Origin of the sequence: Cellulomonas phragmiteti (genome assembly GCF_016862775.1) — a bacterium.
Classification (GTDB): domain Bacteria; phylum Actinomycetota; class Actinomycetes; order Actinomycetales; family Cellulomonadaceae; genus Cellulomonas; species Cellulomonas phragmiteti.
The window spans coordinates 95,649-111,511 of sequence record NZ_BONP01000003.1 but is presented as its reverse complement, the minus strand read 5'-3'; the positions used below and the strand labels follow the sequence as shown (position 1 = coordinate 111,511).

The 15,863-nt window shown below is 69.1% G+C and carries 26 protein-coding genes; all 26 read right to left on the bottom strand.

Annotation, left to right across the window (positions count from 1 at the left end; all coding sequences use genetic code 11):
• Positions 1 to 182: 182 nt before the first annotated feature.
• Complete coding sequence (gene rplO, locus Cph01nite_RS03820) at positions 183 to 878, bottom strand: 50S ribosomal protein L15 (protein WP_203671541.1); 696 nt, start codon at positions 876 to 878, stop codon at positions 183 to 185.
• A gap of 2 nt (positions 879 to 880) precedes the next feature.
• Positions 881 to 1,063: a 50S ribosomal protein L30 gene (gene rpmD / locus Cph01nite_RS03815; RefSeq protein ID WP_191782373.1), complete on the bottom strand. Its 183-nt coding sequence runs from the start codon at positions 1,061 to 1,063 to the stop codon at positions 881 to 883.
• On the bottom strand, positions 1,063 to 1,701 hold the full coding sequence (gene rpsE, locus Cph01nite_RS03810) for a 30S ribosomal protein S5 (RefSeq protein WP_203671265.1): 639 nt from the start codon (positions 1,699 to 1,701) through the stop codon (positions 1,063 to 1,065). Before rpsE ends, rpmD begins: the two co-directional genes overlap by 1 nt.
• A gap of 34 nt (positions 1,702 to 1,735) precedes the next feature.
• Positions 1,736 to 2,107, bottom strand: coding sequence for a 50S ribosomal protein L18 (gene rplR, locus Cph01nite_RS03805; RefSeq protein ID WP_203671264.1), 372 nt, complete (start codon positions 2,105 to 2,107; stop codon positions 1,736 to 1,738).
• 2 nt (positions 2,108 to 2,109) lie between these two features.
• A complete protein-coding gene (gene rplF / locus Cph01nite_RS03800; protein ID WP_203671263.1) occupies positions 2,110 to 2,649 on the bottom strand; it encodes a 50S ribosomal protein L6 in 540 nt (179 codons plus the stop codon).
• Positions 2,650 to 2,674: 25 nt separating this feature from the next.
• A complete protein-coding gene (gene rpsH / locus Cph01nite_RS03795; RefSeq protein ID WP_191782362.1) occupies positions 2,675 to 3,073 on the bottom strand; it encodes a 30S ribosomal protein S8 in 399 nt (132 codons plus the stop codon).
• 91 nt (positions 3,074 to 3,164) lie between these two features.
• Positions 3,165 to 3,350, bottom strand: a complete 186-nt coding sequence (locus Cph01nite_RS03790; protein ID WP_046528982.1) for a type Z 30S ribosomal protein S14 — start codon at positions 3,348 to 3,350, stop codon at positions 3,165 to 3,167.
• Position 3,351: 1 nt separating this feature from the next.
• Entirely contained in the window at positions 3,352 to 3,924 is a 573-nt protein-coding gene (gene rplE / locus Cph01nite_RS03785; RefSeq protein ID WP_239069008.1) for a 50S ribosomal protein L5, read from the bottom strand.
• The gene (rplX, locus tag Cph01nite_RS03780; protein WP_203671262.1) at positions 3,924 to 4,265 is read right to left on the bottom strand and encodes a 50S ribosomal protein L24; all 342 of its coding nucleotides are present in this window, start codon (positions 4,263 to 4,265) and stop codon (positions 3,924 to 3,926) included. Before rplX ends, rplE begins: the two co-directional genes overlap by 1 nt.
• Positions 4,266 to 4,267: 2 nt before the next feature.
• Positions 4,268 to 4,636 carry a 50S ribosomal protein L14 gene (gene rplN / locus Cph01nite_RS03775; protein ID WP_013117868.1) on the bottom strand — a complete coding sequence of 123 codons (369 nt, stop codon included), beginning with the start codon at positions 4,634 to 4,636 and terminating at the stop codon, positions 4,268 to 4,270.
• A gap of 163 nt (positions 4,637 to 4,799) precedes the next feature.
• Positions 4,800 to 5,090 (bottom strand): 30S ribosomal protein S17, encoded by a 291-nt coding sequence (gene rpsQ / locus Cph01nite_RS03770; protein ID WP_203671261.1) that lies wholly within the window; start codon positions 5,088 to 5,090, stop codon positions 4,800 to 4,802.
• A gap of 7 nt (positions 5,091 to 5,097) precedes the next feature.
• The gene (rpmC, locus tag Cph01nite_RS03765) at positions 5,098 to 5,334 is read right to left on the bottom strand and encodes a 50S ribosomal protein L29 (protein WP_239069007.1); all 237 of its coding nucleotides are present in this window, start codon (positions 5,332 to 5,334) and stop codon (positions 5,098 to 5,100) included.
• Complete coding sequence (rplP, locus tag Cph01nite_RS03760; protein WP_203671254.1) at positions 5,334 to 5,750, bottom strand: 50S ribosomal protein L16; 417 nt, start codon at positions 5,748 to 5,750, stop codon at positions 5,334 to 5,336. Before rplP ends, rpmC begins: the two co-directional genes overlap by 1 nt.
• 3 nt (positions 5,751 to 5,753) lie before the next feature.
• On the bottom strand, positions 5,754 to 6,596 hold the full coding sequence (gene rpsC, locus Cph01nite_RS03755; protein ID WP_203671247.1) for a 30S ribosomal protein S3: 843 nt from the start codon (positions 6,594 to 6,596) through the stop codon (positions 5,754 to 5,756).
• Positions 6,596 to 6,964 (bottom strand): 50S ribosomal protein L22, encoded by a 369-nt coding sequence (gene rplV / locus Cph01nite_RS03750; protein ID WP_013117873.1) that lies wholly within the window; start codon positions 6,962 to 6,964, stop codon positions 6,596 to 6,598. Before rplV ends, rpsC begins: the two co-directional genes overlap by 1 nt.
• Before the next feature lie 55 nt (positions 6,965 to 7,019).
• Complete coding sequence (gene rpsS, locus Cph01nite_RS03745) at positions 7,020 to 7,301, bottom strand: 30S ribosomal protein S19 (protein WP_013117874.1); 282 nt, start codon at positions 7,299 to 7,301, stop codon at positions 7,020 to 7,022.
• Between the two features lie 15 nt (positions 7,302 to 7,316).
• Positions 7,317 to 8,153, bottom strand: a complete 837-nt coding sequence (gene rplB, locus Cph01nite_RS03740; RefSeq protein WP_203671246.1) for a 50S ribosomal protein L2 — start codon at positions 8,151 to 8,153, stop codon at positions 7,317 to 7,319.
• Between the two features lie 25 nt (positions 8,154 to 8,178).
• On the bottom strand, positions 8,179 to 8,481 hold the full coding sequence (gene rplW / locus Cph01nite_RS03735) for a 50S ribosomal protein L23 (protein WP_203671244.1): 303 nt from the start codon (positions 8,479 to 8,481) through the stop codon (positions 8,179 to 8,181).
• Positions 8,478 to 9,179, bottom strand: coding sequence for a 50S ribosomal protein L4 (gene rplD, locus Cph01nite_RS03730; protein ID WP_203671242.1), 702 nt, complete (start codon positions 9,177 to 9,179; stop codon positions 8,478 to 8,480). The genes rplW and rplD overlap by 4 nt, the downstream gene beginning before the upstream one ends.
• A gap of 5 nt (positions 9,180 to 9,184) precedes the next feature.
• Positions 9,185 to 9,844 (bottom strand): 50S ribosomal protein L3, encoded by a 660-nt coding sequence (gene rplC, locus Cph01nite_RS03725; RefSeq protein ID WP_203671240.1) that lies wholly within the window; start codon positions 9,842 to 9,844, stop codon positions 9,185 to 9,187.
• Between the two features lie 23 nt (positions 9,845 to 9,867).
• Positions 9,868 to 10,176, bottom strand: a complete 309-nt coding sequence (rpsJ, locus tag Cph01nite_RS03720) for a 30S ribosomal protein S10 (RefSeq protein ID WP_013117879.1) — start codon at positions 10,174 to 10,176, stop codon at positions 9,868 to 9,870.
• Between the two features lie 267 nt (positions 10,177 to 10,443).
• The gene (locus tag Cph01nite_RS03715) at positions 10,444 to 11,193 is read right to left on the bottom strand and encodes a toast rack family protein (protein WP_203671239.1); all 750 of its coding nucleotides are present in this window, start codon (positions 11,191 to 11,193) and stop codon (positions 10,444 to 10,446) included.
• A gap of 111 nt (positions 11,194 to 11,304) precedes the next feature.
• Positions 11,305 to 12,498, bottom strand: a complete 1,194-nt coding sequence (gene tuf / locus Cph01nite_RS03710) for an elongation factor Tu (protein WP_203671238.1) — start codon at positions 12,496 to 12,498, stop codon at positions 11,305 to 11,307.
• A gap of 121 nt (positions 12,499 to 12,619) precedes the next feature.
• Positions 12,620 to 14,722 (bottom strand): elongation factor G, encoded by a 2,103-nt coding sequence (gene fusA, locus Cph01nite_RS03705; RefSeq protein WP_203671237.1) that lies wholly within the window; start codon positions 14,720 to 14,722, stop codon positions 12,620 to 12,622.
• A gap of 94 nt (positions 14,723 to 14,816) precedes the next feature.
• Entirely contained in the window at positions 14,817 to 15,287 is a 471-nt protein-coding gene (gene rpsG, locus Cph01nite_RS03700) for a 30S ribosomal protein S7 (RefSeq protein WP_089798424.1), read from the bottom strand.
• Between the two features lie 5 nt (positions 15,288 to 15,292).
• Positions 15,293 to 15,661, bottom strand: a complete 369-nt coding sequence (gene rpsL / locus Cph01nite_RS03695) for a 30S ribosomal protein S12 (protein WP_013117883.1) — start codon at positions 15,659 to 15,661, stop codon at positions 15,293 to 15,295.
• Positions 15,662 to 15,863: the final 202 nt, after the last annotated feature.

Below are 15,863 nucleotides of genomic sequence, written 5' to 3'. Positions count from 1 at the left end.
CCCGATCGAGGTCGAGAGATGCAGGTCACACGGCATGTCGCCGCCCGGCGGGGGCGGCGGGGGGCTCCGATACCTCCGACGCCCGCCCGGGTCGACTCTCGGGAACAGCACAGCGGGCGGCCCCGGGATCTCTCCCGGGACCGCCCGCTGGGGGTGGTCCGACCGTGCGGACGTCGGGGGGCTCAGCCCTCCGCGACGCTCCCGCCGGCAGCCTCGATCTTGTCCTTCGCGGACGCGGAGTACGCGTCCACCGCGACGGAGACCTTGACCGTCAGGTCGCCGTCACCCAGCACCTTGACGCGCTGGCCCTTGCGGACCGCGCCCTTGGCGACCAGGTCGGCGACCGTCACGTCGCCACCGTCGGGGTACAGCGCCGAGAGCTTGTCCAGGTTGACGACCTGGTACTCGACACGGAACGGGTTCTTGAAGCCGCGGAGCTTGGGCAGCCGCATGTGCAGCGGCATCTGCCCACCCTCGAAGCGGTCCGGCACCTGGTACCGGGCCTTGGTGCCCTTGGTACCGCGGCCGGCGGTCTTGCCCTTGGACGCCTCGCCACGACCCACGCGGGTCTTGGCGGTCTTGGCGCCCGGGGCCGGACGCAGGTGGTGCACCTTGAGGGTGCCACCCGCGCCGGGCTGGGCAGCGGCCTCGGCGGCAGCCTTCGCAGCAGCCGTCGGAGCCTTCTTCTTCCCCGGGGCCTTCTCGGCCTTCGCGGAGGACTCGGTCGTGGCGGACGCGTCCGCCGTGGCCTTCGTCTTCTTCTCCGCAGCCGGGGCGGCCTCCGCCTTGGCGGCGGCCTTCTTCGCCGGAGCCTTCTTGGCGGCCTTGGGCGCCTCGGTCTCCGTCGTCTTGTCGTCAGCCTTCTTGTCGTCGGCCATGGTCACTCGACCTCCTCGACCGCGACCAGGTGCGTCACCGTGTTGACCATGCCGCGGATCTCAGGGCGGTCCTCCTTGACGACGACGTCGCCGATCCGCTTCAGGCCCAGGGTGCGCAGCGTGTCGCGCTGGTTCTGCTTGCCGCCGATGGCGGACCGGGTCTGGGTCACCTTGAGACGCGCCATCACGCACCCGCCTTCGCGGACGCCGCGGCGCGGCCGGCGGCCTGAGCCCGCAGCAGCGCGTGCGGCGCGACGTGGTCGAGCGGCAGCCCACGACGGGCGGCCACGGCCTCGGGCTCCTCGAGGGAGCGCAGGGCCTCGACCGTGGCGTGCACGATGTTGATCGCGTTGGACGACCCGAGCGACTTGCTGAGCACGTCGTGGATGCCGGCGCACTCGAGCACCGCACGCACCGGACCACCGGCGATCACACCGGTACCCGGGGACGCGGGGCGCAGGAACACGACGCCTGCGGCCTTCTCGCCCTGGACGGGGTGCGGGATGGTGCCCTGGATTCGGGGGACGCGGAAGAAGCTCTTCTTCGCCTCCTCGACACCCTTGGCGATCGCCGCGGGCACCTCCTTGGCCTTGCCGTAGCCGACGCCGACCGTGCCGTCACCGTCACCCACCACGACGAGCGCGGTGAAGCTGAAGCGACGGCCGCCCTTGACGACCTTCGCGACACGGTTGATCGTCACGACGCGCTCGACGAACGCGCTCTTCTCGGCGGCGTCGCGCCGCCCGCCGTCACGACGGCCGCCGTCCCGGCGGTCGCCGCCGGTGCCGCCGGCACCGGTGTTGCTGCGCTGAGGAGCAGCCATCAGAAAGTCCTCTTCTTCGATGCGGAGTTCGTCGTCACAGGGCCAGACCGCCCTCGCGTGCGCCGTCGGCGACCGCAGCCACACGGCCGTGGTACTTGTTGCCGCCGCGGTCGAACACGACCGCCTCGACGCCGGCAGCCTTCGCACGGGCGGCCACGAGCTCGCCGATCTTCCGTGCCTTGGCCGTCTTGTCGCCGTCGTCGCCGCGCAGGTCGGCCTCGAGGGTCGACGCGGACGCGAGGGTCTTGCCGATCGCGTCGTCGACGACCTGTGCGGTCATGTGGCGCGCCGAACGCGTCACGACGAGACGGGGACGAGCAGCCGTGCCGACCACCTTCTTGCGCAGGCGCAGGTGGCGACGACGACGAGCGATGGTCGTGCCCTTGCCCTTGATGCCGATAGCCATGGCTACTTCCCAGCCTTTCCGACCTTGCGGCGCACGTTCTCGCCCGCGTACCGCACGCCCTTGCCCTTGTAGGGCTCCGGCTTGCGGATCTTGCGGATGTTCGCGGCGACCTCGCCCACCTGCTGCTTGTCGATGCCCTGGACCGAGAACTTCGTCGGGGTCTCGACGGCGAACGTGATGCCCGCCGGGGGCTCGACGACCACAGGGTGGCTGAAGCCGAGTGCGAACTCGAGGGTGTCGCCCTTCGCCGTGACGCGGTAACCCGTGCCGACGATCTCGAGCTTCTTGGTGTAGCCCTCCGTGACACCGGTGACCAGGTTGGCCAGCAGCGTGCGGGTCAGGCCGTGGAGCGAGCGCGAGAGGCGCTCGTCGTCGGGACGCGTCACCACGAGGGCGCCCGCGTCGTCGCGGTCCACCGTCAGGGGAGCCGCGATGGTGTGGCTGAGCGTGCCCTTGGGGCCCTTGACCGTCACGAGGCGGTCGTCGATGGCGACATCGACGCCTGCCGGCACCGGGACGGGGATCCTGCCGATTCGAGACATGGCTGTTCTCCTCTCCGTCTCGGACTTACCAGACGTAGGCGAGGACTTCCCCACCCACGCCCTTCTTGGCGGCCTGCTTGTCGGTCAGCAGCCCCGAGGACGTGGACAGGATCGCCACACCCAGGCCGCCGAGCACCTTCGGCAGGTTGGTCGACTTGGCGTACACGCGCAGGCCCGGCTTGGACACGCGCTTGACGCCGGCGAGCGCACGCTCGCGGTTGGGGCCGTACTTCAGCGTGATCGTGAGGTTCTTGCCCACGGGGGCGTCCTCGACGGTCCAGCCGGAGATGTAGCCCTCGGCCTGCAGGATCTCGGCGACGTGGCTCTTGAGCTTCGAGAACGGGATCGTCACCGTGTCGTGGTGCGCCGAGTTCGCGTTGCGCAGACGCGTCAGGAAGTCTGCGATCGGGTCGGTCATGGTCATCGGGCGTCAGCCCTTTCTCGCCGGGGTATCCGCGGCCCCGTGAGGGGCCGCGGACCTACCGACGTCAGGAGGGTCGTGCAGGTGCGCTGGCTTACCAGCTGCTCTTGGTCACGCCGGGGAGCTCGCCGCGGTGGGCCATCTCCCGCACGCAGATCCGGCACAGGCCGAACTTGCGGTACACCGAGTGCGGACGACCGCACTTCTGGCAGCGCGTGTAGCCACGGACCGCGAACTTGGGCTTCGCGGCCGCCTTGTTGATGAGGGCGGTCTTCGCCATGTCAGTTCTCCTTGAACGGGAAGCCGAGCTGCTTCAGCAGCGCGCGGCCCTCGTCGTCGGTCGTCGCGGTCGTGACGATCGTGATGTCCATGCCCCGGACACGGTCGATCTTGTCCTGGTCGATCTCGTGGAACACGGACTGCTCGACGAGGCCGAACGTGTAGTTCCCGTGGCCGTCGAACTGCTTGGGCGACAGCCCGCGGAAGTCGCGGATGCGGGGCAGCGCGGTGGACAGCAGTCGGTCGAGGAACTCCCAGGCGCGGTCGCCGCGCAGCGTGACGTGCGCGCCGATCGGCATGCCCTCGCGCAGCTTGAACTGCGCGATGGACTTGCGTGCCTTGGTGACCTGCGGCTTCTGGCCCGTGATCTGGGTCAGGTCGCGGATCGCGCCCTCGATGAGCTTGGAGTCCTTCGCGGCGTCACCCACGCCCATGTTGACGACGACCTTGACCAGCCGCGCCACCTGGTTGATGTTCTCGTGGCTGAACTGCTCGAAGAGCGCCGTCCGGATCTCGTCGTTGTAGCGCGCCTTGAGACGCGGCAGCGCCGGGGCCTCGATGGTGGTCTCGGTCATCAGATGTCCTTACCGGAGCGCTTGGCGACGCGGACGCGCACGGTACGCGTGCGCCCGTCGCGCTCGACCTGCTCCGTGCGGTAGCCGACCCGGGTGCCCTTCTTGGTCTCCGGGTCCACGAGCATCACGTTGCTGATGTGGATGGGGGCCTCGATCGTCTCGATGCCACCGGTGCGGGTGCCGCGCGACGTCTGGCCGGCCTTGGTGTGCTTCTGCACACGCTGGACGCCCTCGACGACGACGCGCTGCGTCTCCGGCAGGACCTCCAGCACACGACCCTGCTGGCCCTTGTCGCGGCCCGAGATCACGAGGACGAGGTCGCCCTTCTTGATCTTCGCCATGGTCAGATCACCTCCGGAGCGAGCGAGATGATCTTCATGAACTTCTTGTCACGCAGCTCCCGGCCCACCGGGCCGAAGATGCGCGTGCCACGAGGCTCACCGTCGTTCTTGAGGATCACGGCCGCGTTCTCGTCGAACTTGATGTACGAGCCGTCGGGACGCCGACGCTCCTTGCGGGTGCGGACGATGACCGCCTTGACGACGTCGCCCTTCTTGACGTTGCCGCCGGGGATGGCGTCCTTCACGGTGGCGACGATGACGTCGCCGATCCCCGCGTACCGGCGGCCGGAGCCGCCGAGCACACGGATGCAGAGGATCTCCTTGGCACCCGTGTTGTCGGCGACACGCAGTCGCGACTCCTGCTGGATCATCTACCTACTCCTGTCGTCTGGCGGGTTCTCGCTCGCACGGAGGCGGCGAGCCTGGCCATCCGGATGGTTGCCGTGGTGCACACGCCGCGGGCGGGAGACCCGCCCGCGCCGTGGGCAACTGTCGTGGTGCTGTGCTGCAGGGGCCCGGAGGCCCGACGCAGTGTTACTTGGCCTTCTCGACGATCTCGACGAGGCGCCAGCGCTTGGCTGCGGACAGCGGCCGCGTCTCCATGATCTCGACCAGGTCGCCCACGCCGGCTGCGTTCAGCTCGTCGTGCGCCTTGATCTTGCTCGTGCGACGGATGACCTTGCCGTACAGCGGGTGCTTGACGCGGTCCTCGACCTCGACGACGACCGTCTTGTCCATCTTGTCGGACAGGACGTAGCCGCGGCGGGTCTTGCGGTACGCGCGGGGCTGCGACGTCGCCGTCGTCTGCTCGTGCTTCGTGGTCATGGTTGCCTCACTCCGCGCTCGGGGCGGTACGGATGCCGAGCTCGCGCTCGCGCAGGATCGTGTAGATGCGCGCGATGTCCTTGCGGACGGCCTTGAGGCGCCCGTGGCTCTCGAGCTGACCGGTCGCGGACTGGAAGCGGAGGTTGAACAGCTCCTCCTTGGCCTTCTTCAGCTCGGCGACCAGCTTCTCGTCGTCGAAGGTGTCCAGCTCCGTGGGAGCCAGCTCCTTGGTTCCGATAGCCATCAGTTACCACCCTCGCGCACGATGAAACGTGTCTTCATCGGGAGCTTGTGCTGCGCGCGACGCATGGCCTCACGCGCGAGCGGCTCCGGGACACCGGCGAGCTCGAACATCACTCGACCCGGCTTGACGTTGGCGATCCACCACTCGGGCGAGCCCTTGCCGGAACCCATGCGGGTCTCGGCGGGCTTCTTGGTGAGGGGACGGTCCGGGTAGATGTTGATCCAGACCTTCCCTCCACGCTTGATGTGGCGGGTCATGGCGATACGAGCAGCCTCGATCTGCCGGTTGGTGACGTACGCCGGCTCGAGAGCCTGGATGCCGTACTCACCGAACGAGATCGTCGTGCCACCCGTGGCGGCGCCGGAGCGCCCGGGGTGGTGCTGCTTACGGTGCTTCAGCCTGCGCGGGATCAGCACGGCTCAGGCCTCCGTTCCGGACTCGGTGGGCGCGTCCGCCGCGGGCGCCTGCTCGGCGGCCGGGGCGGGTGCGTCCTGACGCTCGGGACGGCGTGCACCGCTGCGGGGGCCACGGTCGCCGCGGTCGCCGCGGTCCCCACGGTCACCGCGCGGGCCGCCGCGCGAAGGACGGGGAGCCTGCGAGGCCTGCTCGCGCGCCCACTCCTTCTCGGTCATGTCGCCCTTGTAGACCCAGACCTTCACGCCGATGCGGCCGAAGGTCGTGCGGGCCTCGAAGAAGCCGTAGTCGATGTTCGCGCGCAGCGTGTGCAGCGGCACACGACCCTCGCGGTAGAACTCCGTACGGCTCATCTCCGCGCCGCCGAGGCGGCCGGAGACCTGCACCCGGATGCCCTTGGCACCGGCGCGCTGGGCCGACTGGATGCCCTTGCGCATGGCACGGCGGAACGAGACGCGGCTCGCCAGCTGCTCGGCGATGCCCTGGGCGACGAGCTGAGCCTCGATCTCGGCGTTCTTGACCTCGAGGATGTTCAGCTGCACCTGCTTGCCCGTGAGCTTCTCGAGCTCGCCGCGGATGCGGTCGGCCTCCGCGCCACGACGCCCGATGACGATGCCCGGGCGGGCGGTGTGGATGTCGACGCGCACGCGGTCACGCGTGCGCTCGATCTCGACCTTGGCGATGCCGGCGCGCTCGAGACCCGTGCTCATGAGCTTGCGGATCTGCACGTCCTCGCGGACGTAGTCGCGGTAGCGCTGACCCGGCTTCGTCGAGTCGGCGAACCACCGCGAACGGTGGTCGGTCGTGATGCCCAGGCGGTACCCGAGCGGGTTGACTTTCTGTCCCACTATCGGGCCCGTCCCTTCGTCTCACGCTCAGCGACGACCACGGTGATGTGGCTCGTGCGCTTGAGGATCTGGCTGGCCCGACCCTGCGCCCGCGGACGGAACCGCTTGAGCGTCGGACCCTCGTCGACGAAGACCTCCGAGATGAAGAGGTCTGCCTCGTCGAGGCGCTCGCTGTTGCGCTTCGCTCCCTCGACCGCATTGGCGACCGCGGACTGCACCGTCTTGAGGACGGGCTCTGCCGCGGCCTGCGGCGCGAACTTCAGCACCGCCACGGCCTCCGCCGCCTGCTTGCCACGGATGAGGTCCACGACGCGGCGGGCCTTCTGGGGCGTGACGCGGACGAACCGCGCCTTCGCCTTGGCTTCCATCGCTGTCCTGCTCTCTTGTCTCTGCCGTCAGGGCGTCACCAGGCTGACCCGGGGGTCAGCGGCGACGGCCCTTCCGGTCGTCCTTCTCGTGGCCGCGGAACGTCCGCGTCGGGGCGAACTCGCCGAGCTTGTGCCCGACCATCGACTCCGTCACGAACACCGGGGTGTGCTTGCGGCCGTCGTGCACCGCGAACGTGTGGCCGAGGAAGTCCGGCGTGATCATCGAACGACGCGACCACGTCTTGATGACGTTCTTCGTGCCGGCCTCGTTCTGCGCGTCGACCTTCTTCTGCAGGTGGCCGTCGACGAACGGGCCCTTCTTGAGGCTGCGAGGCATTCTCTCGGGCTCCTATCAGCGCTTCTTGCCGGTGCGCCGACGGCGCACGATGAGCTTGTCGCTCGGCTTGTTCGGACGACGGGTGCGGCCCTCGGACTGGCCCCACGGGCTGACGGGGTGACGTCCACCGGACGTCTTGCCCTCGCCACCACCGTGCGGGTGGTCGATCGGGTTCATGGCGACACCACGGACGGTCGGGCGCTTGCCCTTCCAGCGCATGCGGCCGGCCTTGCCCCAGTTGATGTTGGACTGCTCGGCGTTGCCCACCTCGCCGACCGTGGCGCGGCAGCGCAGGTCGACGTTGCGGATCTCGCCGGACGGCATGCGCAGCTGCGCGTACGGCCCGTCCTTGGCGACCAGCTGCACCGACGCACCGGCCGACCGTGCGATCTTCGCGCCGCCGCCGGGCTTGAGCTCGATGGCGTGGATGACCGTACCGGTCGGGATGTTGCGCAGCGGCAGGTTGTTGCCGGGCTTGATGTCCGCCCCGGCACCGGCCTCGAGCACGTCACCCTGCGACACCTTGTTCGGCGCGAGGATGTAGCGCTTCTCGCCGTCCGCGTAGTGCAGCAGCGCGATGCGTGCGGTGCGGTTCGGGTCGTACTCGATGTGCGCGACCTTGGCCGGCACGCCGTCCTTGTCGTGACGACGGAAGTCGATCACGCGGTAGGCACGCTTGTGCCCGCCACCCTGGTGACGCGTCGTGATACGACCCGTCGAGTTGCGGCCACCCGTCTTGTGCAGCGGGCGGACGAGCGACTTCTCGGGCTGCGAGCGCGTGATCTCGACGAAGTCGGCGACGCTCGAGCCACGACGGCCGGGCGTCGTCGGCTTGTACTTACGGATTCCCATGAAAGTAAGTCCTCTTCGCTCTCGGTCAGCCGACCGGTCCGCCGAAGATGTCGATCGAGCCCTCGCGGAGGGTGACGATCGCACGCTTCGTGTTCTTGCGGCGGCCGATGCCGAAGCGGGTCCGGCGGGCCTTGCCCTGACGGTTCGCGGTGTTGACCGACTCGACCTTGACGCCGAAGACGTGCTCCACGGCGATCTTGATCTCGGTCTTGTTGGCCCGCGGGTCGACGAGGAAGGTGTACTTCCCCTCGTCGAGCAGGCCGTAGCTCTTCTCCGAGACGACCGGCGCGATCAGGATGTCGCGCGGGTCCTTGCCGAGGGCGGTCACTTCGTCTCCTCGCGGGCCTCGTCGTCGGACGTGGTCGCGGTCGCCGCAGAGCTCTTCGAGCGCGTGACGGGACCGGCGAGGAACGCGTCGAGCGCGCCCTGCGTGAAGACCACGTCGTCCGAGATGAGGACGTCGTAGGTGTTGAGCTGGTCGGCGACGAGCAGGTGGACCCGCTCGACGTTCCGCAGCGACTTCCAGGTGATCTCGTCCTGACGCTCGACGACCACGAGGACGTGCTTGCGGCCGGAGAGGTTGTCGAGCACCGCGATGGCGGACTTCGTCGACGGGACCTCGCCCGGGGCGAAGCCCGTGACGACGTGGACGCGACCGGCACGCGCACGGTCCGAGAGAGCACCGCGGAGCGCCGCGGCCTTCATCTTCTTCGGGGTCCGCTGCGAGTAGTCACGCGGGGTCGGGCCGTGGACGACGCCACCGCCGGCGAACTGCGGCGCACGGGTCGAGCCCTGACGGGCGCGGCCGGTGCCCTTCTGCTTGTACGGCTTCCTGCCACCACCGCGGACCTCGCCGCGGCTCTTGGTGTCGTGGGTGCCCTGCCGCGCGGCGGCGAGCTGGGCGACGACGACCTGGTGGATCAGGGGGATGTTGGTCGTGGCGTCGAAGACGTCACCGGGCAGGTCGGCCGTGCCGGCCTTCTTGCCCTTGTCGTCGAGGACGTCGACGGTCAGCGTGTCGCTCATCGAGGTCACGCACCCTTCGCAGCGGAACGCACGACGACGACGCCGCCCTTGGGGCCCGGAACTGCGCCCTTGACGAGCAGCAGACCCCTCTCGGCGTCGACCGCGTGCACGGTCAGGTTCTGGGTGGTCTGACGGGCGACGCCCATCCGACCGGCCATCTTGATGCCCTTGAACACGCGCGACGGCGTGGAGGCGCCACCGATCGAGCCGGGCTTGCGGTGGTTGCGGTGCGCACCGTGGGAGGCGCCGACGCCGTGGAAGCCGTGACGCTTCATCACACCGGCGGTGCCCTTGCCCTTGGTGGTCCCGGTGACGTCGACGACCTGCCCGGGCTCGAACGCCCCGGCCGTGATCTCCTGCCCGAGCGTGTACTCGGCAGCGTTCGACGTACGGATCTCGGCCACGTGCCGACGGGGGGTGACCCCCGCCTTCTCGAAGTGGCCCTTGAGCGGCATGGTGACCTTGCGCGGGTCGATCTGGCCGTAGGCCAGCTGCACCGCGGCATAGCCGTCGCTCTCAGCGGAGCGCACCTGCGTCACGACGTTCGTACCCACGGCGACGACGGTGACGGGCACGAGGCGTCCTGCCTCGTCCCACACCTGGGTCATGCCGAGCTTGGTGCCGAGCAGCGCCGTGACGGGGCGCGCGTTCTGCTGGGTAGCCATGAAGATCAGTCCCTTCCCAGCGATCAGAGCTTGATCTCGATGTTCACGTCCGCGGGCAGGTCGAGACGCATGAGCGAGTCGACGGCCTTCGGCGTGGGATCGATGATGTCGATGAGCCGCTTGTGCGTGCGCATCTCGAAGTGCTCGCGGCTGTCCTTGTACTTGTGGGGCGACCGGATGACGCAGAAGACGTTCTTCTCCGTCGGCAGCGGCACCGGACCCACGACCGACGCACCAGCGCGAGTCACCGTGTCGACGATCTTGCGCGCCGAGCTGTCGATGACCTCGTGGTCGTAGGACTTGAGCCGGATGCGGATCTTCTGTCCCGCCATGGCGTCGTCTACTTCTCTCTCTCGAAAAACCGGTCCGTCCGACCCCCGCACTCGGGCGTGTCGCTCTGCGCGACGCGGCTCTGTGCTGCGTACCGTTCCCGGGACAGGGGTCGTGGTTGTCGTCGAACGCCCCCCACCGGGTGACCCCGGGGTCCGGACGCTCGCCACGTCTGTTCGCCCAGCCGATGGGCGCGCGTGAACGCACACCCCAGCGGGCAACCCCGACAGTCTGCCAGAGATGGCCGGGAAAGGCCAACTCCGGCCGCGTCAGGGGGCGCGGTCGACCGTGATGCTCCCCGCGCCCCCGGCGACCACGACCTCCCAGTGGTCGCCACCGACCTCGAGGCCGTCGGTCGTCACCTCGCTGCCCGCACCGAGCCCGTCCGTCCGGGTGCCGTCCACCGTGGCCGAGCCCGCACCGGACTCCACGAGCACGCGCGCGGCGTCGCCGTCCACCAGGCGCACCGCCAGCGTGTCGACGCCGGCGGAGACCGTGGCCCGTGGGGTGTCGGCCGCAGCCGGCAGGGACAGCACGACGGCGCCCGCGCCGCCGGCCACCTCGACGGCACGCACGTCGAGCTCCCCGAGGTCCAGCGTGACGTCGTCGGCCCCCACCGTGAGCAGCAGCGTCCACGCCACGTCGCCGGCCAGGCGCACGGTGGCGGACGTCCCGGTGACCCGCACCTCGTGCTCGTCCCCCGTGCCGTCGTGGTCCGCCGAGGCGTCGGCACCCGCACCGCGGGCGTCGAGCAGGTCGCCCGCCGCGGCTCCGGCCGCGACCCGCACGTCCCCCGCCCGTGCGTCGAGCACCAGGGTCGCCGCCGCCGCGCTCCCCCGCGGCACCTGGACTGCCGCGTCCTGCGACGGGCCCGCGCTCCCGTCGTCCCACGGGCGGACGGCGAGCGCCACGACGAGCGCGAGCAGGACGCCGCCGGCGACGACGAACCACCCCGTGCGCCGCTGCCGGTCCCCGTCGGTCGTCCCGACCCCGCCTCGCCCGCCCGCTCGCTCGTCCACCGCGCGACAGTATCCGCGCGGCGGCCGCAGCGCGCGCCGGCAGCACGACGCAGGGCCCGGGAGCCGAAGCTCCCGGGCCCTGCGTGGCGGATCAGCCCCGAGGGGCGGTGATCACTTGGTGATCTTGATGACCTTGCCCGAGCCGACGGTGCGGCCACCCTCACGGATGGCGAAGCCGAGGCCCTCCTCCATCGCGATGGGCTGGATCAGCGTCACGGAGATCTCCGTGTTGTCGCCGGGCATGACCATCTCGGTGCCCTCGGGCAGCGTGATGACGCCGGTGACGTCGGTGGTGCGGAAGTAGAACTGCGGGCGGTAGTTCCCGTAGAACGGGTTGTGACGGCCACCCTCGTCCTTGGACAGGATGTAGACCTGGCCCTCGAACTCCGTGTGCGGCGTGATCGAGCCGGGCTTGACGACGACCTGGCCGCGCTCGACCTCCTCGCGCTTCGTGCCACGCAGCAGCAGACCGACGTTCTCGCCGGCCTCGGCGTAGTCGAGCAGCTTGCGGAACATCTCGACGCCGGTGACCGTGGTCTTGATCGCCTTCTCCTTGATGCCGACGATCTCCACCTCCTCGTTCACCTTGAGCGAGCCACGCTCGACACGACCGGTGACGACCGTGCCACGGCCGGTGATCGTGAAGACGTCCTCGATGGGCATGAGGAACGGCTTGTCGATCTCGCGGACCGGGTCCGGGACGTTCTCGTCGACCGCGTCCAGCAGGTCCTCGACGGACTTGACCCACTGCGGGTCGCCCTCGAGGGCCTTGAGGCCGGAGACGCGGATGACGGGCGCGTTGTCGCCGTCGAACTCCTGCGACGACAGCAGCTCGCGGACCTCCATCTCGACGAGCTCGAGGATCTCCTCGTCGTCGACCATGTCGGCCTTGTTGAGCGCCACGAGCAGGTAGGGCACGCCGACCTGACGGGCGAGCAGGACGTGCTCGCGCGTCTGGGCCATCGGGCCGTCGGTCGCCGCGACCACGAGGATGGCGCCGTCCATCTGCGCCGCACCCGTGATCATGTTCTTGATGTAGTCGGCGTGACCGGGCGCGTCGACGTGCGCGTAGTGACGCTTCTCGGTCTGGTACTCGACGTGCGCGATGTTGATGGTGATCCCGCGCTGCTTCTCCTCCGGCGCCTTGTCGATCTCGTCGAACGGCGTGAAGGGGTTCAGGTCCGGGTACTTGTCGTGCAGCACCTTCGAGATCGCGGCGGTCAGCGTCGTCTTGCCGTGGTCGACGTGACCGATGGTCCCGATGTTGACGTGCGGCTTCGTCCGCTCGAACTTCGCCTTGCCCACTGGGTGTCCTCCTCAGGACTTGGTAGAGATTGCCCGACGGCAGCCACCTGACGGTACCTGCTCGACGTGCGGTCCTACGGGTCGGATGTGTAGCTGGAACTGCAGGGTTCGACCTGTGGGACTACTCGCCCCGGGTCTTCTTGATGATCTCTTCGGCAACCGCCCGAGGAACCTCGGCATAGCTGTCGAACTGCATCGAGTAGACGGCACGACCCTGGGTCTTGGACCGCAGGTCGCCGACGTACCCGAACATCTCCGAGAGCGGCACCTGGGCGCGGACGACCTTGACGCCCGTCGCGTCCTCCATCGACTGGATGATGCCGCGCCGCGAGTTGATGTCGCCGATGACCTCGCCCATGTACTCCTCGGGCGTGCGCACCTCGACGGCCATGATCGGCTCGAGGAGAGCCGGGTCCGCCTTGCGCACCGCCTCCTTGAGGATCATCGAGCCGGCGATCTTGAACGCCATCTCCGAGGAGTCGACGTCGTGCGCGGCACCGTCGAGCAGGATCGCCTTGACGCCCACGAGCGGGTAGCCCGCGAGGACGCCGAGCTGCATCGCGCTCTGGATGCCGGCGTCCACCGACGGGATGTACTCGCGCGGGATGCGGCCACCGGTGACCTTGTTGTCGAACTCGTACAGCTCGCCCTCGGCGGGGTCCAGCGGCTCGAAGGTCATCTGGACCTTCGCGTACTGGCCCGAGCCACCGGTCTGCTTCTTGTGCGTGTAGTCGATCTTGACGACGGCACGGCGGATGGTCTCGCGGTAGGCGACCTGCGGCTTGCCGACGTTCGCCTCGACCTTGAACTCGCGCCGCATGCGGTCGACGAGGATGTCGAGGTGGAGCTCGCCCATGCCGCCGATGACGGTCTGGCCGGTCTCCTCGTCCAGGCGGACGCGGAACGTCGGGTCCTCCTCGGCGAGCTTCTGGATGGCCGTCGAGAGCTTCTCCTGGTCGGCCTTGGTCTTCGGCTCGATCGCCACGTCGATGACGGGCTCCGGGAAGGTCATCGACTCCAGGATCACCGGCGCGCTCGGGTCGCACAGGGTGTCACCGGTGGTGACGTCCTTGAGACCGATGAACGCGTAGATGTGCCCGGCCTGCGCCTCGGGGACGGGGTTCTCCTTGTTGGAGTGCATCTGGAAGAGCTTCCCGATGCGCTCCTTCTTGCCCTTGGTCGAGTTGAGCACCGCAGCGCCCTGGTCGACCCGGCCGGAGTAGACCCGGACGTACGTCAGCTTGCCGAAGAACGGGTGCGTGGCCACCTTGAACGCGAGAGCCGAGAACGGCTCGGTCGCGTCCGGGTGACGCTCGACGACGATCTCCGCGTCCTTGACGTCGTGACCGGCGACGGCCGCGACGTCCAGGGGCGTCGGCAGGTAGTCGATGACGGCGTCGAGCATGGGCTGCACGCCCTTGTTCTTGAACGCCGACCCGCACAGCACCGGGTACGCCTCGGAGGAGATCGTGAGCTTGCGGATGCCGGCCTTGATCTCGGCGACCGTCAGCTCCTCGCCACCGAGGAACTTCTCGAGCAGCTCGTCGTCGGACTCGGCGACGGACTCCAGGAGCTCGGCCCGGTACTTCTCGGCCTTCTCCTGCAGGTCGGCCGGGATGTCCTCGATCTCGTACTTCTCGCCGAGGGCCGTCTCGCCACGCCACACCAGGGCGCGCATCTCGACCAGGTCCACGACGCCGATGAAGTCGTTCTCGGAGCCGATCGGCAGCTGGATGACCAGCGGCTTGGCCTTGAGGCGGTTCACGATGGTGTCGACGGTGAAGTAGAAGTCCGCGCCGAGCTTGTCCATCTTGTTGACGAAGCAGATGCGCGGGACGTCGTACTTGTCGGCCTGGCGCCAGACGGTCTCCGACTGGGGCTCCACGCCCTCCTTGCCGTCGAACACCGCGACGGCACCGTCGAGGACGCGCAGCGAGCGCTCGACCTCGACCGTGAAGTCGACGTGGCCGGGCGTGTCGATGATGTTGATCTGGTTGTTCTTCCAGTAGCAGGTCGTCGCGGCCGACGTGATCGTGATGCCGCGCTCCTGCTCCTGCTCCATCCAGTCCATCGTCGAGGCGCCGTCGTGCGTCTCACCGATCTTGTAGTTGACCCCCGTGTAGAACAGGATCCGCTCGGTGGTCGTCGTCTTGCCGGCATCGATGTGCGCCATGATGCCGATGTTGCGGACCTTCGTGAGGTCCGTCAGCACGTCCAGTGCCACGTGGTAGCCCCTTGTCGGTTGGCTTTGAGGTGGGTGCCGTTCGCGTCGCCGCGGGCCCTGCCCGTCACCGGACGGCCCGCGGCGAGCGCCGGGGTCACCAGCGGTAGTGCGCGAACGCCCGGTTGGACTCGGCCATCTTGTGCATGTCCTCGCGACGCTTGACCGCGGCACCCAGGCCGTTGGAGGCGTCGAGGATCTCGTTCATGAGGCGCTCGGTCATGGTCTTCTCACGCCGGGCGCGGGAGAAGTCCGTGAGCCAGCGCAGCGCCAGCGTCGTGGCCCGCACGGGGCGGACCTCGATCGGGACCTGGTAGGTCGCACCACCGACGCGGCGGGACTTGACCTCGATGGAGGGACGCACGTTGTCCAGCGCGCGCTTGAGCACGACGACCGGGTCGGACTGCGTCTTCTCACGGACGCCCTCGAGCGCGCCGTAGACGATGGACTCGGCGACGGTCTTCTTGCCGTCGAGGAGCACCTTGTTGATGAGCTGCGTGACCACCGGCGAGCCGTAGACGGGGTCGACGATCAGCGGCCGCTTCGGAGCGGGACCCTTGCGAGGCATCTGTCTCAGCCCTTCTTCGCGCCGTAGCGGCTGCGCGCCTGCTTGCGGTTCTTGACGCCCTGCGTGTCGAGCGCGCCGCGCACGATCTTGTAGCGGACGCCGGGGAGGTCCTTCACACGGCCGCCGCGCACGAGCACGATCGAGTGCTCCTGCAGGTTGTGACCGACACCCGGGATGTACGCGGTGACCTCGATGCCCGAAGAGAGACGCACGCGCGCGACCTTGCGGAGCGCGGAGTTCGGCTTCTTCGGGGTGGTCGTGTAGACGCGGGTGCACACACCGCGTCGCTGGGGGGAGCCCTTGAGGGCAGGCGTCTTCGACTTGTTCGTCTTCGCCTGCCGGCCCTTGCGGACCAGCTGCTGGATCGTAGGCACTACGTCTCCGTCTGTCGGTGTTCTCTGGTCTGACCGGCACCCGTCACCCTGGACGGCCGGCGAGCGTCCGGATCGTCGCCCGTCGCGCGACTACCCCGGGGGGCCTTGCGTCCCGCACCGACCCCCGCGCCCGGGCGTGTCGTCCCGGTCCCCCGCACGGCGACCGTCCCGTACGGGACCGTTCCGAAGGAGGTGGGAAGCC